The organism is Mesorhizobium sp. M0626, from assembly GCF_040320665.1.
Lineage (GTDB): Bacteria > Pseudomonadota > Alphaproteobacteria > Rhizobiales > Rhizobiaceae > Mesorhizobium.
Genome location: NZ_JAMYQD010000004.1, coordinates 69,693 through 92,010, shown reverse-complemented (window position 1 = coordinate 92,010; position 22,318 = coordinate 69,693). Strand labels below are relative to the sequence as shown.

23 protein-coding genes and 1 pseudogene are annotated in these 22,318 nt (G+C 59.7%); 15 read left to right on the top strand and 9 right to left on the bottom strand.

All coding sequences use genetic code 11. From position 1 onward, the window contains the following. The first annotated feature begins 127 nt into the window (after positions 1 to 127). The 4 genes from pgsA to NKI37_RS05985 all read left to right on the top strand — a co-directional run bounded on the left by pgsA (position 128) and on the right by NKI37_RS05985 (position 2,298). The gene (pgsA, locus tag NKI37_RS06000) at positions 128 to 724 is read left to right on the top strand and encodes a CDP-diacylglycerol--glycerol-3-phosphate 3-phosphatidyltransferase (protein ID WP_023673449.1); all 597 of its coding nucleotides are present in this window, start codon (positions 128 to 130) and stop codon (positions 722 to 724) included. 1 nt (position 725) lies between these two features. Beyond that, the gene (gene moaD, locus NKI37_RS05995) at positions 726 to 983 is read left to right on the top strand and encodes a molybdopterin converting factor subunit 1 (RefSeq protein WP_023673448.1); all 258 of its coding nucleotides are present in this window, start codon (positions 726 to 728) and stop codon (positions 981 to 983) included. A 4-nt stretch (positions 984 to 987) separates the two neighbouring features. Further along, a complete protein-coding gene (locus NKI37_RS05990) occupies positions 988 to 1,461 on the top strand; it encodes a molybdenum cofactor biosynthesis protein MoaE (protein ID WP_023684727.1) in 474 nt (157 codons plus the stop codon). Positions 1,462 to 1,530: 69 nt separating this feature from the next. Beyond that, entirely contained in the window at positions 1,531 to 2,298 is a 768-nt protein-coding gene (locus NKI37_RS05985) for a YbaY family lipoprotein (RefSeq protein WP_023715085.1), read from the top strand. Positions 2,299 to 2,301: 3 nt separating this feature from the next. Here NKI37_RS05985 and NKI37_RS05980 read toward each other — a convergent pair whose 3' ends face one another. Further along, the gene (locus NKI37_RS05980) at positions 2,302 to 2,778 is read right to left on the bottom strand and encodes a cupin domain-containing protein (protein ID WP_023684729.1); all 477 of its coding nucleotides are present in this window, start codon (positions 2,776 to 2,778) and stop codon (positions 2,302 to 2,304) included. Positions 2,779 to 2,842: 64 nt separating this feature from the next. On the opposite strand from NKI37_RS05980, the gene NKI37_RS05975 reads away from it, so the two are divergent. Continuing rightward, positions 2,843 to 3,298, top strand: coding sequence for a MarR family winged helix-turn-helix transcriptional regulator (locus tag NKI37_RS05975; protein WP_023684730.1), 456 nt, complete (start codon positions 2,843 to 2,845; stop codon positions 3,296 to 3,298). Between the two features lie 67 nt (positions 3,299 to 3,365). Here the strand turns inward: NKI37_RS05975 and ndk are convergent, their stop codons facing one another. After that, a complete protein-coding gene (gene ndk, locus NKI37_RS05970; RefSeq protein ID WP_023684731.1) occupies positions 3,366 to 3,788 on the bottom strand; it encodes a nucleoside-diphosphate kinase in 423 nt (140 codons plus the stop codon). A 238-nt stretch (positions 3,789 to 4,026) separates the two neighbouring features. Here ndk and NKI37_RS05965 point away from each other — a divergent pair, with 238 nt between their 5' ends. Next, entirely contained in the window at positions 4,027 to 4,224 is a 198-nt protein-coding gene (locus tag NKI37_RS05965) for a hypothetical protein (RefSeq protein ID WP_023814921.1), read from the top strand. Positions 4,225 to 4,236: 12 nt separating this feature from the next. Here NKI37_RS05965 and bluB read toward each other — a convergent pair whose 3' ends face one another. Together bluB and NKI37_RS31925 are read right to left on the bottom strand one after the other, a co-directional pair. Next, a complete protein-coding gene (gene bluB / locus NKI37_RS05960; RefSeq protein WP_352790383.1) occupies positions 4,237 to 4,872 on the bottom strand; it encodes a 5,6-dimethylbenzimidazole synthase in 636 nt (211 codons plus the stop codon). Positions 4,873 to 4,993: 121 nt separating this feature from the next. Continuing rightward, a pseudogene (locus tag NKI37_RS31925) lies at positions 4,994 to 5,080 on the bottom strand (glutathione S-transferase family protein); the annotation flags it as partial. Between the two features lie 68 nt (positions 5,081 to 5,148). On the opposite strand from NKI37_RS31925, the gene NKI37_RS05955 reads away from it, so the two are divergent. From NKI37_RS05955 to NKI37_RS05925, 7 genes are all read left to right on the top strand, one after another. Beyond that, complete coding sequence (locus NKI37_RS05955) at positions 5,149 to 5,661, top strand: DinB family protein (protein WP_023814919.1); 513 nt, start codon at positions 5,149 to 5,151, stop codon at positions 5,659 to 5,661. A gap of 446 nt (positions 5,662 to 6,107) precedes the next feature. Continuing rightward, positions 6,108 to 6,767, top strand: coding sequence for a hypothetical protein (locus NKI37_RS05950; protein WP_023814918.1), 660 nt, complete (start codon positions 6,108 to 6,110; stop codon positions 6,765 to 6,767). A 393-nt stretch (positions 6,768 to 7,160) separates the two neighbouring features. Beyond that, positions 7,161 to 7,946 (top strand): GGDEF domain-containing protein, encoded by a 786-nt coding sequence (locus NKI37_RS05945; protein WP_023711912.1) that lies wholly within the window; start codon positions 7,161 to 7,163, stop codon positions 7,944 to 7,946. Positions 7,947 to 8,367: 421 nt separating this feature from the next. Then, positions 8,368 to 9,789 carry an MBOAT family O-acyltransferase gene (locus NKI37_RS05940; protein ID WP_352790379.1) on the top strand — a complete coding sequence of 474 codons (1,422 nt, stop codon included), beginning with the start codon at positions 8,368 to 8,370 and terminating at the stop codon, positions 9,787 to 9,789. After that, complete coding sequence (locus NKI37_RS05935; RefSeq protein WP_023754711.1) at positions 9,789 to 11,300, top strand: alginate O-acetyltransferase AlgX-related protein; 1,512 nt, start codon at positions 9,789 to 9,791, stop codon at positions 11,298 to 11,300. The genes NKI37_RS05940 and NKI37_RS05935 overlap by 1 nt, the downstream gene beginning before the upstream one ends. 15 nt (positions 11,301 to 11,315) lie before the next feature. Further along, entirely contained in the window at positions 11,316 to 12,092 is a 777-nt protein-coding gene (locus NKI37_RS05930; RefSeq protein ID WP_352790377.1) for a class I SAM-dependent methyltransferase, read from the top strand. Between the two features lie 59 nt (positions 12,093 to 12,151). Continuing rightward, positions 12,152 to 12,823 (top strand): class I SAM-dependent methyltransferase, encoded by a 672-nt coding sequence (locus tag NKI37_RS05925; RefSeq protein WP_023754709.1) that lies wholly within the window; start codon positions 12,152 to 12,154, stop codon positions 12,821 to 12,823. 44 nt (positions 12,824 to 12,867) lie between these two features. Here NKI37_RS05925 and NKI37_RS05920 read toward each other — a convergent pair whose 3' ends face one another. Further along, positions 12,868 to 15,939: a rhamnosyltransferase WsaF family glycosyltransferase gene (locus tag NKI37_RS05920; protein ID WP_352790410.1), complete on the bottom strand. Its 3,072-nt coding sequence runs from the start codon at positions 15,937 to 15,939 to the stop codon at positions 12,868 to 12,870. Between the two features lie 502 nt (positions 15,940 to 16,441). On the opposite strand from NKI37_RS05920, the gene NKI37_RS05915 reads away from it, so the two are divergent. Beyond that, entirely contained in the window at positions 16,442 to 17,563 is a 1,122-nt protein-coding gene (locus tag NKI37_RS05915) for an acyltransferase family protein (protein WP_081730968.1), read from the top strand. A 453-nt stretch (positions 17,564 to 18,016) separates the two neighbouring features. Here NKI37_RS05915 and NKI37_RS05910 read toward each other — a convergent pair whose 3' ends face one another. From NKI37_RS05910 to NKI37_RS05900, 3 genes are all read right to left on the bottom strand, one after another. Beyond that, entirely contained in the window at positions 18,017 to 18,319 is a 303-nt protein-coding gene (locus NKI37_RS05910) for a DUF982 domain-containing protein (RefSeq protein WP_023670262.1), read from the bottom strand. 157 nt (positions 18,320 to 18,476) lie between these two features. Continuing rightward, positions 18,477 to 20,558 (bottom strand): ATP-dependent helicase, encoded by a 2,082-nt coding sequence (locus tag NKI37_RS05905; protein ID WP_352790375.1) that lies wholly within the window; start codon positions 20,556 to 20,558, stop codon positions 18,477 to 18,479. Between the two features lie 50 nt (positions 20,559 to 20,608). Further along, a complete protein-coding gene (locus NKI37_RS05900) occupies positions 20,609 to 20,776 on the bottom strand; it encodes a hypothetical protein (protein ID WP_023684745.1) in 168 nt (55 codons plus the stop codon). A gap of 136 nt (positions 20,777 to 20,912) precedes the next feature. Here NKI37_RS05900 and NKI37_RS05895 point away from each other — a divergent pair, with 136 nt between their 5' ends. Then, positions 20,913 to 21,065 carry a hypothetical protein gene (locus NKI37_RS05895; RefSeq protein ID WP_023701894.1) on the top strand — a complete coding sequence of 51 codons (153 nt, stop codon included), beginning with the start codon at positions 20,913 to 20,915 and terminating at the stop codon, positions 21,063 to 21,065. Between the two features lie 237 nt (positions 21,066 to 21,302). Here NKI37_RS05895 and NKI37_RS05890 read toward each other — a convergent pair whose 3' ends face one another. Continuing rightward, positions 21,303 to 22,271, bottom strand: coding sequence for a LysR substrate-binding domain-containing protein (locus NKI37_RS05890; protein ID WP_023711904.1), 969 nt, complete (start codon positions 22,269 to 22,271; stop codon positions 21,303 to 21,305). Positions 22,272 to 22,318: the final 47 nt, after the last annotated feature.

Here is a 22,318-nt window from a genome sequence, read left to right as displayed (position 1 = left end):
CTTTTCTCGCAGGCCACTCGAATCCCGGCAATCGCGCGCTATTTTCGTCTGGCCAATCGAATCTCGCCTGTTGACCCCCTACATCCGGTTCTGATTTGAGTACGCAGGCAGAAAGAGTCCCTGAGATATGGCCAAGCGCGCGTTCAACCTGCCTAATATGCTTACCTATGCCCGCATCGTCGCGGTGCCGCTGGTGGTGCTGTGCTTTTTTCTCGAGGGGCATCTGAAATCGAGCGACTTCGCCCGCTGGTCGGCGTTGATCATCTTCCTGCTGGCTTCGATCACCGACTATCTCGACGGCTATCTGGCGCGCGCCTGGCAGCAGACGTCCAACATCGGCAAGATGCTGGATCCGATCGCCGATAAACTGCTGGTCGCCACCTGCCTGCTGCTGCTCGCCGCCGACACCGACCGCCATGCCGGCATCGCAGGCTGGTCGTTGTGGGCGGCAATCATCATCCTGTGCCGCGAAATCCTGGTTTCGGGGCTGCGCGAATATTTGGCGGCATTGAAAGTCTCGGTGCCGGTGACGCAGCTCGCCAAATGGAAGACCGCCATCCAGATGGTCGCCATCGCCTTCCTGCTGGCTGGGCCTGCCGGCGACAAGATCTTCCCGCTGACCACGCAGACCGGACTGGTGCTGCTGTGGATCGCAGCCCTCGTCACGCTCTACACCGGCTACGACTATTTCCGCGCCGGCCTCAAGCACATCATGGACGAGTGAGATGATCACCCGGCTCATTTATTTCGCCTGGGTGCGCGAACGGATCGGCAAGCCGGAAGAGGATGTCGAACTGCCCGCCGGTATCGAGACGGTGGCCGACCTCCTGCGCTGGCTGAAATCGCGTGGCGAGGAATATGAGCACGCGCTGCAATATCCTGATGTGATCCGCGTCGCCATCAACCAGGAACATGTCGAGCATCGCGAGAAGATAGCCGGCGCGCGCGAGATCGCGCTGTTTCCGCCGATGACCGGGGGCTGACACCATGTCCGGCGCGCCGACGGTGCGCATCCAGCGCGACGATTTCGACGTTGCCGCCGAGATCGCGAAACTGACCGGGGGTCGCGCCGACATCGGCGCCGTGGTGTCCTTCTCAGGACTTTGCCGCGACGAGCAGGGCCAGCTGTCGGCGCTGGAACTCGAGCACTATCCAGGCATGGCCGAGGCAGAAATCAGCCGGATCGCCGGCGAGGCGCTTCAGCGCTGGCCGTTGCAAGGCCTGACCGTCATCCATCGCCACGGCAAGATCGCATCGGGCGAAAACATCGTGCTGGTGGTGGCGGCGTCCTCGCACCGGCAGGCGGCGTTCGAAGCGGCCAATTTCCTGATGGATTTCCTGAAATCGCGTGCACCCTTCTGGAAGAAGGAGCACCGCGTGGACGGCACCGATGGCGGCTGGGTCGAGGCCAAGGACGCCGACGACCAGGCTGCGGCGCGCTGGAAGGCGCGGCCCGAATAAATCTCGGCGCAGCCATGTATTGACCGCATTCCCTTGGCCAAATCGCATCGGCAAAAAGGGAGCAAGGGCATGCTGGACAGGATCGCCGAATTCTTCGTCTTCGGTTTTGTGCCGCTGGTTATCGGCGTTCTGGCCGTTCCCGAGCCTTCCGTCGCCGCCGAGAAAACCCTGAAGGGCGAGGTGATGTATCGCGAGCGCATCGCGCTGCCGCCCAACGCCGTGCTGTCGGTTCAACTTGCCGATGTATCGCTGGCCGATGCGCCGGCCGCCATTGTCGGCGAGCGCAAGGTAGCGCCGGCCGGCCAGGTGCCGATCAAGTTCGAGATCAGCTTCGATCCAACGGTGATCCGGCCCAACATGACCTATGCGCTGCAGGCGCGCATCACCGCCGACGACAAGCTGCTGTTCGTCACGGACTCGCGCTATCAGGTCGATCCGCTCAGCGAGGCGCCGCACGCCATTGTGCTGAAAATGGTGGCGCCGAGCGACAAGCCGACCTCGGCCTCGCTGTTCGGCCAGAGCTGGCTAGTCGAATATATCGACGGTATCGGCGTGATTTCGGAGCCGCAGGCGACGTTCCGGGTCAGCGAAGCCGGCAAGGCGGGCGGCAGCGGCCCGTGCAACGCCTATTTCGCCACCGCCAAGGTCGATGGCGAGACCATCGTCATCAGCGACATCGGCTCGACCTACAAGGCCTGCGCGCCGGAGATCATGGCCGAGGAAAAGGCGCTGTTCGAGGCGCTCGCCAAGGCGGCGTCATACCGTGTCGATGGCGGCAAGCTGATCATCGCCGACAAGGACGGCCACGATATCTTGCGCTTCAACGCAGCGAGCTAAGAATCAAGACTGCGGCGGCGGGGGCGCCGGCGTCAGGCCGAACCGGCGCATCAGGTCCATCAGCCTGGTGCGGTCTGGCGGGCCGCCAGTGCTGAAGATGGCGAAGGCCTCGCGAAAATAGTCCGGGCCGATCGCCGCCGGCGTCACCACGCACAGCACCTTGGCGGTCGCGGCGGTGTCGTTGTCGAAGCGGTGAACCGCGCCGCGCGGAATGCACAGCGCCTGGCCCGGCCCGATATCGTGCCGGTGTCCGTCGACGGTCAGCATCAGCACGCCTTCGATCCCGTACATCGTCTCTTCATAGTGATCGTGGCTGTGCGCCGGGGCGGGCAGGCGCTGCGAGCCGGCGACCGTCAGTTCGAAGGCGGCGATGCTGCCGTTCGACTGGTCGCCGGTAAGCAGGAAGCGCACGGCAAGGCCGCCATGGCTGATTGTCTCGTCGGCCGGATTGACGCTGATCTGGCTAGCTCTGTCTAGCATTTCACCCTCCCATGTGGTAAATCCGATTTACCGAAATGAGTAAACTCGATTTACCCGAGTGTCAATGCCATTATCCAGGGAAGAACCGCCAACGAAGCCACCGCTGATCGGTGCACTGCTGCGCGTTCCGGCCATGGCCATTCACCGCAAGCTGATCAGGGGTCTCAGGGCGTCGGGTTTCGAGGACCTCAGCCCGCCGCATATGGCGGTGATCCAATATCCCGGCCCGGATGGCCTTCGGCCGAGCGCGCTCGCCGAGCGCGCCGCGATGAGCAAGCAGGCCATGAATCAACTGCTGAAGACGCTGGAAGCGATGGGTTATATCACTCGCTCGGCGGCACCCGATGAGAGCGGCGGGACCGTCGTCCACTTCACCGACCGCGGGCGCGCCGCATACCAGAAGATGGCCGACATCCTGCTCGACGTCGAGCGGGAATGGGCGCAGGAGCTTGGGCAGAAGCGCTTCACCGAGCTGAAAACGCTGCTCGGCGACCTCTGGGACACGCCGCTGATCCGCTAAGGGAGCGGGCCAAAAACAAAAAGCCGGGGTTTTGCCCCGGCTTTCATAGTCAAACCTGTCTATCGGCTCAGCCGACGATCTCGGTGTCCGAGAACCAGTACTTGATCTCTTCAGCAGCGGTTTCCGGCGCGTCGGAGCCGTGCACGGAATTCTCGCCGATCGACAGCGCGTGGACCTTGCGGATGGTTCCTTCGGCGGCGTTGGCCGGGTTGGTCGCGCCCATCACTTCGCGGTTCCTGGCAATGGCGTTTTCGCCTTCCAGAACTTGCACGATGGTCGGCGCCGACGACATGAATTCCACCAGTTCGCCGAAGAACGGACGATCCTTGTGGACGGCGTAAAAGCCTTCGGCCTCGCGGCGGCTCATCCACACGCGACGTGAGGCGACGACGCGCAGGCCGGCCTCTTCCAGCATCCTGGTGATGGCGCCGGTAAGATTGCGCCGGGTCGCGTCCGGCTTGATCATGGAAAAGGTGCGTTCGAGCGCCATGGGGTCGTCCTTGTCTTGAGATGGAAAGTCTTGAGATCGGAATGTGGAGTGGCGGGCTCTATACAAGCCGCCCGGCCCATTGCCAAGGGGAGGCGCCCCGGCAGCGTTATTCGACCGCGACCGCCCGCATGGCTGTTCGCAACGCTGTGGTCAAAGGCAAGGCTTTGCGGGAAAATGGCGATTGCGCAGGCACGCACGGTTTCGAAGGGAAATCAGCGGAACGGAAAGACATCGGACCATGTTTGACGGGACGCGCTGGCCTACCACCAGCCTATTGATTATCGGCATTTTTGCTGCCGTGGGCCTTGTTCTGCTGCTCTTTCTGGGTCGCCGCACAGATACGAACTTCGGCTTCGGCCCCGAATGGCAATGCACGCCGATGCCGAAGGGCGACCCGATCTGCGTGAAGCTGGTCGGCAAAGACGGCGCGAAGTGACTGTCAGTATCACTACCGCCTGATAACAACGGGCGGCCGCCGGCGCTCCCAGCCCTCGCGCTCCAGCGTCGGCATCTCATGCTCCTCGCTGGGATAGCCGAGGCAGAAATAGCCGATCAGCGTCCACTCAGGCGGGGTGTCCAGGATTGCGGCCATCTCGGCGGCGTCGAGGATCGACACCCAGCCCATGCCGATGCCTTCCGCCCGCGCCGCCAGCCACAGTGTGTGCACCGCCATGACGGCCGAATAGTCGATGGTCGCCGGCATGGTCATGCGGCCGAGCCCATGGCCCTGTTGCGTCGTGCGGTCGGCGAAAACCGCGAACTGGCAGGGCGCTTCATTGAGACCGGCGAGCTTCAGCTGGGCATAGAGCGCGGCGCGCTCGCCCGAAAAGCATGCCAGCGCCTCGGCATTGCAGCGCTCGAAACAGTCTCTCACCGCGCCCCGCCGCTCGGCGCTGTCGACCACCACGAAGCGCCACGGCTGGCTGAGACCGACGGACGGCGCGATGCTGGCAAGCTCCAGCAGCCGCTCCAGCGTACCCTCGGGCAAAGCCGTCCGCTCGAAGCGCCGCACATCCCGGCGCCAGCGCAGCAGCGTGACCAGCCCGGCGCGAAAATCATCGGTGAAATCGGGGGGTGGTGGCATGGCGATCAGGAGACTTGTGTGGGGAATAGGCAGTAGGCAGTAGGCAGTAGGCAGTAGGCAGTAGGCAGTAGGCAGTAGGCAGTACAGCGCTCGGACCCTATTGCCTGCTGCCTACTCCCTAAGCTGCTGCCGCCGCCTCCTTCCAGCAATGCGGGCTGAACGGACGGGTCGCGTCGTGTCCGACGAGTTCATTGAACAGAATGGTCATTGGCGGCTGCGCCCTCGCGGTCTAATTAGTCGCCTGCGGCTGAAGCGGAACTCGTCGGCGGGAAAAAGATGAAACAGCATTTCATGATGTTCGCGGCCTACAATCAATGGGCCAATGGCCGCATCTACGATGCCGTCGCCGCACTTGAGGAAGAAGAGTTCAACCGCGATGTCGGCGCATTTTTCGGCTCGATGATGGGCACGCTCAACCATCTGCTGGCCACCGACCGCATCTGGATGAAACGCTTCACCGGCGAGGGCGACGCGCCGACGAAGCTCGACGCCATCCTGCACCGCGCATTGCCTGGCTTGAAGCTGGCGCGTGAGGCCGAGGACAGGCGGATCGTCGACTGGGTCGGCGGTTTGACCGAAAAGGCTTTGTCCGGCCGCTTCTCCTACATGACCGTTTCCGACATGCGCACCGTCTCGCAGCGGCTGGCGCCGGCGCTGGGACACGTCTTCAACCACCAGACCCATCACCGCGGCCAGGCGCACGCCATCCTGACCATTCTCGGCCGGCCTTCGGTGCAGCTCGACCTGGCCTTTTTCCAACGCACCGACGAAGGCCGCGCCTACGCCTGATCTCCTGACCGCGCTTCCGTTTGAACGCACGGGAGCGTTACCGGTACATTTGCGCCGACCATCCATCCCCGACGCCAGCTCTGAATTCCAGCCGGGTTGTGAGGACCCTGTCGGCACAACGCTGCCCGGTGACGGGGCCAGGTGGCTGGGCTGTCGGTGGCCCGCCTTTTGTGGGCCTTCGGCTCCAGGCCGCCGCAGCCACAACCCGCTCCAACTCCGGTGGAATTTCTGTTTAGAGAATTAAACAAAGTTTAAATGTTGAAGCAAAAACATATTTTTTTTTAGCAGACCAGTGCACGCCTTGAGAACTACAATCCTTATTCTTGGAAAAAATAAAGAAACTATAAGGAAGACTCGTGCGTAGCTGTGAGTGCATAAGCATATGTCTGCTTTGGTTTGCTGGCATGTTGCAATGCACAAAGCAGAACGGCAACAAGGAGAGTGTCATGGTTAATATCACTCAAAAAATCGCTAGAACACTGGCGGCGGGTGCAATTATCGTCATTTTTGCCGCTCCCGCGAATGCAGGCGGCGGAATTGGCGTCGGTGTCGGCGCATCTATCGGCGGTGCTGGCGGCATCAATGCCGGTGTTGGCGCTTCGATCGGCGGCAGCGGCGGGGTCAAGGCCGGTGCCGGCGCCTCGGTTGGCGGCAGCGGCGGTATCAAGGCGGGTGCTGGCGCAACGGTCGGCGGCAATAGCGGCGTTACTGCGGGCCTCGGCGCCTCAGTCGGCGGTAGCAGCGGCATCAAGGCCGGCGCTGGCGCGACGGTCGGCGGAGCCGGTGGCATCAAGGCCGGTGTTGGGGCCACGGTCGGCGGCAGCGGAGGTATCAAGGCCGGTGTCGGCGTCAACGTCGGCAGCGGCATCAACGTCGGCGTCGGCGTCGGCATTGGCGGAACGCCGGGCACGCCCGGTACGCCCGGTACCCCCGGCACTCCAGGAACTCCTGGAACACCAGGCACCCCTGGGACACCCGGTGTCGTCGCCAGCATGTCGAACAGCCAGCTGACACGTATGAAGAAGCGCTGCGTCGATGTGCTCGCCAGCGAGGGCACCTACGACAGCGATCTGCGGCAGCTATGCCTTATGATCTCGCGTCGCTGAGACAGGTTTCGCCGGGAGTGTCGAACCAGCCGTGAGGCTTTACGGCACTCTCCTACCGCATGGCCCAGACTTCCCGAGGGACATGCGCTGACGAGAAGCCTCCGGCCAGTCGGAAAGCCCGCCGCGCAAGTGGCGGGCTTTTTGTCGCCACTCACAAGGCAATCGATCGCGCCTTTCGATTGGCGGAGCGTTTTATCGTTTAACGGAAACGATGAAACGCGCTATCCCTTTGTCTTGGTAATTCTCAGGGAAAGCGCCCACGCGCTTCTCCCGGGAAAGCTGCTCACACTTTCCTGGAATTGTTCTGGTTAACCACATTCGAATTGCAGGTAAGATTTTAGGGTTTCATTTGTGTTCCCGCTGCAAAATGGCGAACACAGTGGGAGAAATGGCATGCGGGTCGATCTTTCGCCCACGAGCTTGGGCAGGGTCATAGCAGTCACGGTTGTCGGCACGGCGATCTGTATCGCGGCGGCCTTCCTTGTCGATTCCTACAATTTTCCGTCGCTGTCGCCCGAAGCGTTGCGCTGGGCGCAGCTCACCGACCTGTTGCTGCCGCTCGTGCTGGGTGGATCGTTCTTCTCTTTCCTGATGTACAAGATGCGCCAGCTGGCGATCGCCCAGAAGAATCTGAGCATCGTCGCGGCGACCGACAGCCTGACCGCGGTGTTCAACCGCGGCGCGTTTTCGATGCTGGTCGAGGCCTATCTCGAACAGGCGCGCAGCCAGGCCGTCGTCGATGCCGGCGCCCTGCTGATCGTCGACGCCGATCATTTCAAGACCATCAACGATCGATTGGGCCACGATTGCGGCGATCAGGCGCTCAAGCTGATTGCGCAGACGATCAAGGCCCAGCTGCGCGGCGCCGACATCGTCGGGCGCATCGGCGGCGAGGAGTTCGCCATCTTCCTGCCTGGCGCCGACCCGTCGCAGTCCTGGCTGGTTGCCGAGGGGATCCGGCGGCGCATCCGCGAGGTCGAGTTTGCCCCGGATGGACGGCCCTGTCCGCTCTCGGTGAGCATCGGTGGCGTCGCCTTCAGCGGACCCACCACCTATGCCGACATGTTCCTGACGGCCGACCGGCACCTCTACAAGGCCAAATCCAACGGCCGCGACCAGGTCAGTTTCGAAACGACCGGGCCGCGCGGCCTGCTCGCCGGTGATCCGACGTTGCATTGAGGGCTGGGACCGGTGCGCCGACAGCTCGGCGTAGCGCCTTAGAGCAATTCCAAGAAAAGTGTGTGTTCCCAGGAAAGCGCTTAGCGCTTTCCTTCGGAATTGCGTCAGAACAAGAAATAGAGTGTTTCGCCGTTTCCCTAAACGATGAAACGCTCTAGCGGCTTGGGCGCGTTATCAACAACCTGTGCATAGAGATAAGCATTTACAGATCAGGCGAGGCGTCTACTATCTGAGCAGGGATGATTCAGAGAGAATTGCCGAATGCTCATACATTTTGTCGATATTTTCGCCGTTGGGACATGTTTTTGTATTTTGGCCGATCCTTGCGCGCTATATTCGATATAGATGGTGAGGTCTTGGGTGGCAAACTTGGCTCTTAGAGCTGAGGTGGTCACCGAGCGTGGGCGTGGTTGGAGGCAGGATGGTATTTTCGGCAAGTAATTTTCTTTTCTTCTTCCTGCCTATCGCACTTGCCATAGCTCTTTTTGCCAAGCCCTCTGCCTTTCGGCCAAGCCTGCTCGTTCTGAGCTTGGCATTCTACTATTGGTCGTCAGGGTCGTATGTAATCATACTCATCGCGGATGTAGTCATCGCCTATTTCGGCGCGCTGGCTGTCGACCTTTGCAAAAGCGCGAGATTGAGAAATGCAGTTGTCGGGGCGGCAATCGTGCTGCTGGTCGGCATTCTCGTGTTCTTCAAATATCTCGATTTCATAGCGGTGAACCTTGACCTCACTTCAGGCAGCAATCTGTCGGCGACATTCGCCGGCATAATCCTCCCGATCGGCATATCCTTTTTTACCTTTCAGGCATTGTCTTACCTGATCGACGTCTACCGTCGTGAAATTCCTGCAGAGCGCAATGTCGTGCTCTTCAGTACGTACTTCACATTTTTTCCGCACCTGATTGCCGGCCCGATTGTGCGGTTCCGGGACGTCGTGGATGATTTTCGAGCGCCGAGAATATCTCTCGAGAACTTCTCCACTGGGGCCACCCGCTTCGCTCACGGCCTCATGAAAAAGGTGATCATAGCCGATGGTATTGCGCCGATCCCCGATGCCATTTTCGCCGCACCCCACGACACCATAGGTTTTGCCACGGCATGGCTGGCGGCCGCGACCTACGGCATCCAGTTGTATTTCGACTTCTCCGGCTATTCCGACATGGCCATCGGGCTTGCCCGCATGTTCGGCATCCGCTTTGCGGAAAATTTTGAGAGACCCTACGCCAGCCGTTCGATCACCGAATTTTGGCGACGCTGGCACATCTCGCTTTCAAGCTGGTTTCGCGACTATCTTTACATCCCGCTGGGGGGAAGCCGGCATGGCAGGATCGCGACCTATCGAAACCTGTTGATCGTCTTCGCGGTAACCGGCCTCTGGCATGGCGCTTCCTGGACGTTTTTCTGCTGGGGTATGTTCCACGGGCTTTTCATCCTGGTCGAGCGCGTGGCCACCGGCACCTGGCCGAAAGTGCTGGAGAAGGGGTGGCTGCGATATGCCTATTTCCTGCCGGTCGTGACGCTGAGCTGGCCGCTGTTCCGCGCGACGTCGCTTGAACAGGCAATGTCTTTGTGGAAGGCGATGGCTTCGCCCGACGCCGCTGGTGCATTCAGCCTCGATGCGGCTGCGCCGATAGCCACGACCAGCCTGATCGCCCTTGTGGCCGGTGCGGCAATTTACGTTTTGCCCGGCCGGCTTTCGTTCGGCCAGTTGCTGACAAGCGAGACCAGAGGCGATAAGCTGTATGTCGCCGGCGCCTGCTACACGGTTGTTGCCCTGATGGTATGTCAGGTGTTGGCGCTGAGCGGTGGCTACACTCCGTTCCTGTATTTCCAATTCTGATGAAAACAGCCAGAAAAATATGCAGCGCAATAGTCACCGCAGCCTTCGTGGTCATCATCGCGTCGCCGCTGTTGGTGCTGGCTGTTCGCGGCGCCGTTGAACCTTATGGCCGAATACCGTTCACCGCATTTCCGCCGGTAGAAGCTCTGTCCACCAGTTCGAGCGGTGCGTTCGATCAACTGGCTTCAGCTCTTCTTGAACGCTCGCAACTGAAGAAAACGGCCATTACCGTTCGAAACACCGCCTTGCTGAGAATTGTGCGCCAGTATGACCATAACAATGTAGCCAGCGGAAAGGACGGCTGGCTGTTCTGGAAGGACGACTGGTTCGGGGGGGAATGTCAAAAGCAATATGATGTGGAAATGGCCGTGTCCCGCATTGGCGCCATGCTTGATGTCGCCAAGGCCTCGGGAATTGATATGTATTTTGCAATAGCGCCCGATAAATCCACACTTTATCCGGAATTTCTGGACCCTCATTTCAAAAAGATCTGGGGCTGCAAACAGCAAAGTGCCGAACTTTTGCGATCGGCGATTAGGGTCGAGGCGCCCCAGATCGTCGATCACCTTACCGCGCTGCGGAGCGAAAAGGGCAATCCCGCCGGCAACATTCTGTATGGCAAGGCGGACACCCACTGGACCAACTTTGGTGCGGCCATAGCCTTCCGCCAATTGCTCGCGGCGATGTTTCGGGACACCAGGGCGATGTCGCCACCTGCACTAACCGGAAAATTGGCCCAGCCTCCAGCCGATATGGAAACGACAATGCTGCTGGTTGGCAATGGCTACCCGGAAAGCGAGATCGACATTCCTGCGGAAAAAAAGGCACTGGCTTCAGTCGCAGAATTCGACCAGGCGAAGTCCACCCTCGTTTTGCACGATTCGTTCTACAATAAAGTAATCGGGTTGACGGACCCGTTCCGGCACGGCGCCGAATTGAATTTCGATGCCGATCCCCAAGAGATCACCAAAGCGGTGCAGGCCAGCGACCGCTTGGTGGTAAGCCGCGTCGAGCGAGCGGTCGTCAATTCTGTGTTGAACTTTCCTCTTTCTTGGCCGAACACGCTGGGCAAGGCCCTCGTCGCACGTGATGAACTGGCGGCCAGGGAATGCAGGGATTTTGCACCCGCATCCGGTTCGCCGAGGCTCCAAGCTATGGCTGCGGACGCAAACGGTTATCTCACCACCGCCCCCGATCCCCAAATGGTCGCCACCGTGCCCGTCTCTGGCGGCGTTGGAAAGATCCCCTGCATACGACTGCGGTTGACATTGAAAGTCCCCGATACATTCGAAATCTTTTTTTCACCCCACTCCGGCCAGGACGGAGCTTTTGTGGCTGGTCGCTCGATTCAAGTGCCGCTCGACGTTGGCGACCACACGATTGCGCTGGTTCTTCCCGACTATCTGGCTGGGCGTTCCATTCGTATCGACCCAGGCGATTCCGGCCAGCAAACGACCCTCAGGGATGTAGAGTTTGGCTGGCGCGCCGCTCATGATGAGGCGGCCAAATGAAGCCAGCAAACACTCGTGAAACAGAATAGCGGAAAGGGTGACATGGCAACCTTAGCTGTTGGAGAATTCGAAGCGACGGCGAAGCGATTTGCGGAGGCCTATGGGGTAAGCCCAGCGCTTCACTCCGAAGATCTGATGTTGGCGCATTTCCTGAAATTGAACGCCGAAACCGGTCTGCAATTCTACTTCAAGGGCGGCCTGGCTGACGCGGAACAACTGATGCGGACAATCGGGAGCCTCGGCGCCGATTCGAGCAATCCGAGGGTTCTCGAATTCGCCGCCGGCTATGGGCGGGTCACCCGCCATCTACGGAAATTATGCGACCTGACGGTCAGTGATATCCATCCTGAAGCGGTGGAGTTCGTGAGAAAACATTTCGGATGCCCGGCCTTCCTGTCGTCGAAAGATCCTGAGCACCTCGATATCCCCGGACAGTTCGATGTCATCGCCGTAATTTCGCTTTTTTCCCATCTTCCGGATCGCACTTTTGGCAGATGGCTTTCGGCGCTCTACTCGCTGCTGGCGCCAGGCGGTTATCTGATCTTCACGACCATCGGCGAATCCGCCCGCGCCATCAATCCGCATATCCCGACACCTGGCCCTGATGGCATCGCATTCGAGGCTGAATCGGAACAAATTGACCTCGACAAGCAGGATTACGGCAGTTCGACCGTTCATCCGCAATATGTCGGCTTTCAGATCGGCCGGCTGCCGGGATCGCGGTTAATATCCTACGAAGCCGGCGCATGGTGGAAATACCAGGACCAATACATCGTGCAAAAATCCGCCTAGAGGCAACGACGACTGGAAGTTGCTTTTGTCGCTCAATCCAAAAACAAAGACGAAGAGCCATGGCTGAATATCATTTTGTTGAGAACTATGAGCGCCACGTTGCCGATCTTCTGGCGAAATACCCGCTTGACGAGGCGATGAGCCTCGCTGTTGGAGGCAACTACGAAGGCATCGGCAAGATTGCCGCGGATGTTCTGGCCTATGCCGGCATTCGAGATGGAGATGCCGTGTTCGACTTTGGCTGTGGCAGCGGAAGAGTGGCTCACGCCCTGGCCAAGAGGGTTAATATCAGCCGCTATCTGGGAACCGATATCGTCCAATCCATGCTCGACTACGCGAAAACCAAAACACCCAAGCACTTCGAATATAGACTGCACCGGCAATTGAGCTTTCCGTGCGGCGATGGTGAATTTGACGTGGTGTACGCCTTCAGCGTTTTCACGCATCTATTGCAGACAGAATGCTATACGTATCTTTTGGAAGTATCCCGCGCGCTGAAGCCGGGTGGCACGGCGGTCATATCGTTTCTTGAACTGGCTGAGCCCACTCAATGGCCGGTCTTTGAAGGATCGCTGGGGGTGTACTACCTCAACACATTCATCGAGCGTAACCAGTGGGAAGTGTGGGCCGGACACGCCAACCTGTCGATCAAGGAGTTCGTCGATGGCCCGAAAGCGCCATGGGGTGGAGCTTCTCTTGGGCAATCGGTCATGATCATGAAAAAACCTTGACGGGCCGGTCGCGCCCTAACAAGATTTTGTTCTTCAAACCCTTACTACCCGCGGGCCGAGCCCGCGGCTAGGCGACGCGCTTTAAACGCCGGCGCCCGAATGCTGTGCGTCCCTTTTCGAGGCGAATGGATCGCGACGGGAAGGATCGGCGCATCAGACAGAAAGTCGACGATCTTTTTCATCGTCGCCTGGGAGAAGGCGTCGTTCCAGTCGGTCGGCCAATCGAAGCGCGAGCCTTGCAGCCGCTTATCGTATTGATCGACGCGCGAGATGGCGTCCTTGAGCCCGGCGACAACGCCCTCCAGCGTCGGCTCCACAGCGATCAGGTTGGTCGAGATATCCCGCAGGCTCTTAGCCGTCTTGTTCTCGAACGTGTTGGTCACGGTCCACATACCGGCCGAAGCCATTTCCAGCGGCACCAGGCTGGGATGCGGCGTCAGCATCAGCGAGAGGCCGACATCATGGTGCGGTAGCCGTTCGGTATAGGTCTGCAAATCGGTCTTCGGCAGCATCTCCATGACCACATTTTTCGCCAGCCTGATCTTGCTGGCGCCGCCGATCGAGCCCATCCCGTAGCACTTCCACTTGTCTGCGTCGAAACCCGGGGAACGGGCCAGCTCGGCAAGCGCCATTATGCCGAGTTCGAACATATTGCGCGCGGCATGTGCTTCCGGGCGGGCGTAGAAAAGAATCCGCCGCTCGCGATCGCGCATGTCGTCTATCGACGGTTTGAATTTTTGGATGGCGTTGCGGAACACAGCGTGGTTTTCCTTCGCACCCGGTTGCGAGAACACGCCGATCTTGTTCAGCTTGAAAAAGTCGCGCAGCAAGGGTGTCGAGAAAAGCTGGAACTGCGGGAAGCGGTAGGATTGCTGGAACAGTGCGGCAATCGTGTTCATGGGTAGGAAATAGGGTTCATATTCCTGGACCATGAACATGAAACGGTCCTGTCCCAGTTTCCGGCTGGCGTGGTGCGCGACATGGGCCGCCCAGCCATTGGTGGCAATGAAGCGATCATTGGGATTAACGAACAATTCGTCATCGCGATCATACCGATGTTCGATTTCGATCTCGTCAAACAATTGTTCGACGCCGGGATAACCTTTGATGCGCTCGCGAGCGAGCGCCATGTCCAGTTCCGTATGTTCCAACGTCACGATCCGGACGAGAAAACCTTCCCGACGCAGGCGCAGCGCCAGGCTGAACATGCCGATATAGCCTCCGAAAATATATTTGAAATCGATCGTTGCCAGGAGGATGTTGACGCGCTTTGGCTCGCGCTTCGACACCCGCAGCGTCAACGGCTGGATATTGTGAATAATCCAGCTGGCATTTGTATCCGCGACGCTCGGTATCCCTCCGGAGGCCGCAGCTTTTGGCAGAGCGTCGGATCCCGTGGCGATCTTGCGGACATACTGCAAATATTTGGCTTTCTTCAACCGATAGGCAAGATTTCTTGCCCTGACACCTAAGGCCGCGTTCATCATCTGTCCTTCGACGTTCAATGTCGAACGGCGCCGTAGCGCGGCTGAAAACCTCAGAAGGATCACTTCGGCCAAGCTGGTGGTCAGGCGCGACATGCGGTTGACTATCTTGCCCAGCCTTCCCGGCATCCCGGGGTTTCGCAACCGAAGCGTCTCGGCGAATATGGCCTTTTCCAGCGTCCCCACAAAATCTCTGCGTGCCTGGTGCAGCAAAGCTCGACCTGCCTCAACCAAGGCACGCTTGTTTCCGACGCCTTTCAGGAGAAACCCTATTGAATGGGAAACGCCGGCGTAGGGCACGACGACTTGCCCCACCACGTTGGCTCCATGCTGATGATAATCGTACAGAGGCTCGTGGGTGTAGGAAATCCCGCCCGCAACCTGGGCAGTAAGTGCAATCCACTGATCGTGGTAGGCATCCACCAGCCTTTGCGGAAACGGCAGTATCCGGTCGAGAATGTCGCTGCGAAATAGGCTGGCGGCGCCACTCACGCTATTGCCGAGGAATAGCGAAAGAAAATCCGTATATTCGTTTTTGCGATGGCTCCAATACGTGTCGGAGACGACCTCATCGGCGGCCACGATACGACAGTCGCTGAATGCGAGTTTCTTGTTCTCCGGCAAAGCCTGGACGAGCTTGGTTAGTTTGTCCGCACGCCAACGATCATCCTGATCTGCCAGCGCGACGAACTCTGCACCGACCGGTACCAGCGAAAGGCACTCTTCGAAATTCTTGTAGAAACCCTTCCGTTCCCTGTTTCTAACGTAAATAAATCGTTTATCATTCTCTACCAAATCAAGAATATCGCGACGGGAAGAGGAATTTGAGCTGTCATCAGTGATGATGCAGATCCAGTTCTTGTGGTCTTGACCGATGATTGACGCGATCTGTTGCTCCAGAAGTTCCTGTGGCGGATTGTATGCCGCCATGCAGATGGCAATCTTGGGACCAGTGGCCGGCCATTTCACCTTCACCGGTCGCCGGTTGGTCCCAGGTTGGAGCCTGAAGGCGGCAAGAGACTGCTCGATCATGTCTCCGGATTTAAGCTCGGCAAGAAGTCGCAGTTCGCGGGTCTCCGGTTCCGCAATCTCCTCGATCGGCAATATGGTGGTGAATTCGGAGAACAGGCTGCCGCCAGTTGGATCCTGCGCGGGATAGAAGCAGTGCACGACATCGGGCCGAGCCCAGGAATGGTTCTTGATTTCATGCTGCCTGGTTCCGTCCAGGACATAGAGCCGTCTGATCGCGTTGCCGGGACAGAAAGCCCAGCCCTGCAGGTACAGCGCAAGCCCCTTGCCGACGTGAAATGAGCGGCTCGAAGGAACGTCGAGTGCGCACATAAGCTTGGGAAGCTGGCTTGCTTTCTCTTTTGTGAGCGTTTCGTCAATCAGCGCTTTGGAAGATGGTGCATTGACCTTCTCGACGGCGGGATCTTTGCGGAAGTCAAAAAACTGCTGGATACCGAATTGTCCAACCGTCGCGAACAGAGCGCCAATGTTGGGTTTATTCCACCGGTGACTCGGCCTGTTCGACAATACATCTCGTGTATTCACCAAGATTTCACCCATCTGTATGCTGATATTATTTCTTAACTTAGCCCCGTGACATGCTTTTTGCAAAAAATAGCGCATCACTTCCCACTCTGCCAAGTAGGTTAGCCGTCAGAGCTTCATTCCACAATATGCATTCAAAGATTATCGGCATGTTTTGTTTCCTACTTTTAGTAGAACCGCGATATCATCTTAGAAATATAAGAATCTTACAGATATCGTGTCATGCTTATAGAAAAATCTTATTTTACGATTGCAGGGCGAGATGTCGAATCTGCTCATTGATTCCAATTCATCACGAAATTTCGCCTGCTAACCTAAAAATATCGTTTTTTGCGGAAGTAGCCGTGCGGAGCAGCTAAGTGCCACGGCACCTTGCTTTGCCGGTCGGCCGGCCCGTATGCCAGGAACAGTTCGTGGCTCTCGCACTGTCTAAACTCGCGGAAACAGTTAGCTTCCGGGCTTTTGACATCAGCCTGTGGAGCGATGAAAGGAGTGAATCGACAATCTTAAGAGAGATGATAGGTTAATCAAGAAATGCCCGCAATATGCCAAAGAAAATATCGTTTTTTCTGGGTGAGATATGAATCTTCGCTCGAAATCACTTTCAATACAAGCGTTAAGAGGGATTGCTGCAACTTTAGTTGTTTTTTTGCATATTTGTACGGTCTCATCATTTGGCAAGAACCAATGGGGAGCTACGGCCTACAACTTTTTCTTGCATTTCGGAGCGTTCGGGGTCGACATTTTTTTCGTCGTCAGTGGCGTAATCATCGCAGGTCTCCTGCAGCAGCAGAACGCGGGTCACCCTTTTTATTCCCTGCAATTCCTTATGCGGCGCTTTGTCAGGATCTATCCGATCTATTGGCTTTCCCTCGGCGCGACAATCGTCGTGCTGCTCAGCAGCGGGGGTCTCTATCCCGTCGATTTTTCACAATTGACGCCGAAAACCCTCGGCTTGGTGACGACGAATTTTCTGCATCCGGTCAGTTGGACGCTTTGCTTCGAAATTCAATTTTACCTTGTCGCGGGTTTGGCCATGCTGTTCGGTCGAAGGTCGGGAGCGGTGATCGCTGTCTGGGGCGTAGCCCATATTGTGGCTGTGACTGCAGCAGAGCGCGGCTGGGGTCATGGATTGTATTTTGCCGCCCCTATCACAGTGGAGTTCCTGCCGGGATTGCTGATCGGTTATGTCGCGAGCCGCCGATCGCTGCCATTTCCGAGAGTCTGCATAGTTCTGGGCTGTGTCATTGTGGCTGTAGCCGGTTATTACGCTGGGCCGATGCTCGGGACCACGACCGGCCTGCTTCGCCTCGCCATCTATGGAACGGCTGCGTCGCTGATCGTATGGGGCGCGCTGTCATTGGAGGGCGCCGGCTCGCGCCCAGCCAAGTGGGTCACATTTCTGGGCGATATTTCATACTCGACCTATATGTGGCATTGGCCGACCATGATCGCAGTGTCGCTGTTGTTCGGTGCCTGGTTGAGCCATTCAGCGGGTGTCCTCTCCTACATCGTTACCACAGGCGTTTGTGTCCTGATGGTAAGCTGGGCAAGCTATCGATGGATCGAGCGCCCGTCCACGCGGTGGGCAGGCGGGCTGTTCAAAAGGCCGCCGCGATCCGGGCAGATGGCGGCAAGCTCTCCAGTCGCCGCAGTGCCGCTGCCTGCGCTGTCGGAACGGTTGGCGATTCGCCAAACCTGAGACTTGGTTTGGCCAGGCATGCGGCCCCTGCCGGCAAATGGCAGCAATCCGTGGCCAGCCGCGATTCGTTCATCCCTTGGCATTAATCTCTGGCGAGCCGATCTTCGGCCGCAACGGCCTTTGAAATGGCTGCTGGCGTCACCGCGATTTCATCACTGGCATCATGCCAATGAGCGCGAAGCCTGGGACAAGAATTTCGCCGGGCAGCTGCCTTTGCTCGACATGCTGGTAGGCACATTGTTCATGCCCGACAGGATGCCGCGGAATACGACACCGATGACCCGGTTCCCTCGCTCTATCATCGGCAGCTTGCCTATCCCTTTGTCGGCGATCAACTCTTTGTCGGCAACACCGAACAGACCGCCCCGTCGGCAAGGCTGGCACAGGCCTCGCCGACGTCTGCCGGCAAGTCCGAGTGATCTTTTTTGCTGGGCAGGCCTGGTCCCGGCCGTCTCAGACGGCGTAGCCGCCATAACCGTGTGCGACCGGCTTGACCGAGACGGCCGGCTGGACCGCGGGCCAGAGGATGCCTGCCGTGACTGCAAAGGTGATCAGGGCATCGCGTGCGGCCTCGGTCGAGATTTCTCCGGCGCGCGCCGCCTCGCAAGCCCTCACGGCCGCGCCATAGCTCAGGCGCCGGCGTGACGGCGGAAATTCGGTCAGGAAATCATGCATCTCGAACAGCGAGGCGAGCATGCGTTTGTGGCCGGCGCCAACGCTAACGGCAACCGGGGTGAAGAACATCGCGTCGTGCATTCTGGCCTCTCTGGATGGGCGGAAGGGCGGCGGCCGCCGCCCTCCGATCGCGGGTTGGACGCCAGAAAACGCGGCTGGCGGCCCGAGGTTCCCTGAGAGATGCCATGACAGGACGATTTGCTCTTGAGGTCGCTCCCTGCCGGCATCGCGGTTGCGGCTATTTCCACATGCCGCGCATGCGGGCGCCGAGGTCGACGCGGACTTCAGGTCTGTGGCGCGGATCGTCCTTGGCGTGGACGCTCGCCCACGACGTCTGCTCGAAGGCGCCGAGGATCGAGGCCGGGATGAAACGGGTTCGCGAGGCATAGACGTGGCGGTCGCCGCGCGCTGCCTGGCCGTGGGTGAAGAAGCGCTGCGGCGTCACCAGATGCAGGCCGTCCTTGGCCCGCGTCATCGCGACGTAAAGCAGCCGGCGCTCCTCCTCGATGTCCTCCTTGGTGCCGACGCCGAGATCGGCCGGGATGCAGCCATCGACGGTGTTGAGCACGAAGACGTTCTTCCATTCCTGGCCCTTGGCCGAATGGATGGTCGACAGGATCAGATAGTCCTCGTCGCGGTGCGGCGGCCCGGCCTGGTCGCTGGTCGCATCCGGTGGATCCAGCGTCAGCTCGGTCAGGAAGCGCTCGCGCGAAGCATAGCCGGAACCGATCTGCTCGAGCTGCATGAGGTCGGCCCGCCGCGTCGTCGCATCCTCGTGGATGCGCTCGAGATGCGGCTCGTACCACAGCCTGACCTGTTCGAGATCGGCCGGCCATTTCCCCGACCGCGCGCGCAGGCCGGAATAAAGCGCAACGAAGGCCGGCCAGTCCTCAGCCGCGCGTTGCGGCGGCCGGTAGCGGGCCAGCCCCATTTCCTCGTCGAGCGATGTCGCCATGGTCTCGACGATGGTGCTCGCCGCCGAAGGGCCGATGCCGGGCAGCAGCTGCAGCACGCGGAAGCCGGCGACGCGGTCGCGCGGGTTCTCGGCAAAACGCAGCACCGAAAGCACGTCCTTGACATGGGCGGCGTCGAGGAATTTGAGCCCGCCGAACTTGACGAAGGGGATGTTGCGGCGCGTCAGTTCGATCTCCAGCGGGCCGCTGTGGTGCGAGGCGCGAAACAGCACCGCCTGCGATTTCAGCACCGTGCCGGCCTCGCGCTCGGCAAGGATGGCCTGGCAGACATAGTTCGCCTGCTCCGCCTCGTCGCGCACGCTGACCAGTTTCGGTCTTTGCGAGGATTTGCGCTCCGACCAGAGGTTCTTGGTGAAACGCTCCGATGCCTCCGAGATGACCGCATTGGCTGCCGCCAAAATGGTCTCGGTCGAGCGGTAGTTGCGCTCCAGCATGATGACATCGGCGGCTCGCGCGAATTGTTGCGGGAAATCGAGGATGTTGCGCACTTCCGCGGCGCGAAACGAATAGATCGACTGCGCGTCGTCGCCCACCACCGTCAGTCCGGCGCCGTCCGGCTTCAGCGCCGAAAGGATCGAGGCCTGCAGCCGGTTGGTGTCCTGGTATTCGTCGACCAGCACATGGTCGAAGCGCGAGCCCAGATGCGCCGCGATCTCCGGCTCGGCGGCCATCTGCGCCCAGTAGAGCAGGAGGTCGTCGTAATCGAGCACGTTCTGCGCCTGCTTGGCCTCGACATATCGGGCGAACAGCTCTTTCAGCTGTTCTGCCCACCCCGAGCACCACGGAAAGGCCGAACCCAGCACCTCGCCAAGCGGCGCCTGCGCGTTGACGGCGCGCGAATAGATCGCCAGGCAGGTGCCCTTGGTCGGAAAACGGCTTTCGGTCTTCGAGAATCCAAGTTCATGCCGGGCAAGATTCATCAGGTCGGCGGAATCCTCGCGGTCATGGATGGTAAAGGCGGGGTCGAGGCCGATCGTCAGCGCATAGTCGCGCAGCAGCCTGGCGCCGATGCCGTGAAACGTGCCGGCCCAGGCCAGCGCATCGGCGATGACGGACGCGTCTCGGCCCAGCACCTCGCCGGCGATGCGTTCGACCCGCCTGGCCATTTCGGTGGCGGCGCGGCGCGAGAATGTCATAAGCAGAATGCGTCTGGGATCAGCGCCCTTGACGATCAGATGCGCAACCCGGTGGGCGAGCGTGTTGGTCTTGCCGGAGCCGGCGCCGGCGATCACCAGCAGCGGCCCGGCGATCTGGCCGTCGCCATGTTCGACAGCGAGCCGCTGCTCGGCGTTGAGCTTCGCCAGATAGGCGGGCCGCAAGGACGAATCATTGATGGCGATGGTCATCGCCTATCAAGCATCGTTTCCGCTTTGTTCGCAACGGGCGGAAGTCGCCCTTACCGCCGTGGCGCGACACCCGTTGCCGCCGACTGGCGCCGCAAGGCGGCGCGTTCGTCGCCAGGCACCGGCAACGGATCGAAATTGTCAGGCACGTCCTTGATGATCTCCTTGGCGATGCGATAGGTCGCGTAAGCGAAAAGGCCGGTAATGAGCAGACGGATCATGGCGCGATCTCCTTTGGGCAACCAACCTCAGAGCCGCCGTTTGGTTCCAGCCGACGCGGCGTCGTTTGCGAGCGTGCAACCAAAGCCGAACCACCTCGTTGCCTTACGAAGGAGAGGGCAGACCTAGGAGGTCGCCATGAAGAGGCTTCTGATTCTGCTAGCCGCCAGCTTGGCGCTCGCCGCCTGCGACGGCGACATCCAGCCAACCAAAGCCCCGGTGCTCGATCAAACTCCGCAGACGGATTCGGCGCCAAAGCCGGCGGCCGGCGGCGATCAGCCGGCGCAATGATCGTTTTCCGGCGGGAGACGAGAAATGGCTTTCAGGAGAAGAAGGCCGGCGCCGCTTGGGAGGTGAGCTGATAGCGCCGGCCAGGCGGATATCAGGTCCGCCGCAACAACCGAAGATAGCTGAGTCTCTCGCCTGCGTCATGAGGTGGCAGTTTTCGTGCCGGTTCTGCTCATGCCGTCTGCGCAAAACCAGCAGAAAAGACGACAAATCCCGCAAGGCCGCGGAAAGAATCCGACCTCAGGCAATGGCCTTGCGCAGCACCGGGCCGCCGGCAATCCCGGCGTCCAGCTGGCACTGCGTCAGCGCCGCCTCGGCCATGATCCACTGCTTGAACAATTCCACCTTGCGCGTGTAGGGCGCGGTGACCGGGCAGACGAAATACCAGCCGGCGGTGTTGGGGTGATGCACGGCAAACGGCGCGACCAGCCGCTCTGCGCGGATCTCGCTCGCCATATAGGCGCGGTTGGCGACTGCAAAGCCCATGCCGGCATTGGCCGCCTCATAGGACATCATGCAGGAATCGAAATAGATGCTCTTGGTCTCGCCGAGCACGGAACTCGCGCCGGCAAAACCCAGCCACGACTGCCAGTTCTGCGTGCAGGTGTCGGAATGCAGCAGCGTGAAATGCCTGAGGTCGTCGGGCGTCACCTGTGACGGCGGCCTATCGCCGAGAACCTCGTGGAACAGCTTCCTGCTGCACACCGGCGTCAAATCCTCCTTGAACAGCAGGTCCGCCTTGAGGTCGGGAAAGCTGCCGTCGCCATAGCGGATCTCGAGGTCGAACTCGGAGGTGGCGAACTCATTGGTGGCGTAGGAGGTCGAGACCCGCATTTCGATTTCGGGATATTGCCGCTGGAACAGCGGCAGGCGGGCAAACAGCCAGCGCGCCGCGAACGTCGGCAGCACCGAAATCTTCAGCACATGCGCCTGCGACTGTCCGGTCGCCTCCATGCTGGCCGCCACGATGCGCTCCAGCGCCTCGCGAACGCGCGACACATAGGTCTCGCCTTCGGGTGTCAGCGACACCGCATTGCCGCCGCGCTGGAAGATCTTGAAGCGCAGCTGTTCCTCGAGGCTTTTGACGCGCTGGCTGACGGCGGAAGCAGTAATAAACTGCTCTTCGCCCGCGCGCGTGAAGTTACGGTGCCGGGCGGCACTTTCGACAATCTTCAGCGAATTGAGGTTGACCTGACTGAGCAGACGCACGCGTTTCGACCTTAAGCTGGGCTTACACTAGCACCAGCATTCCTAAT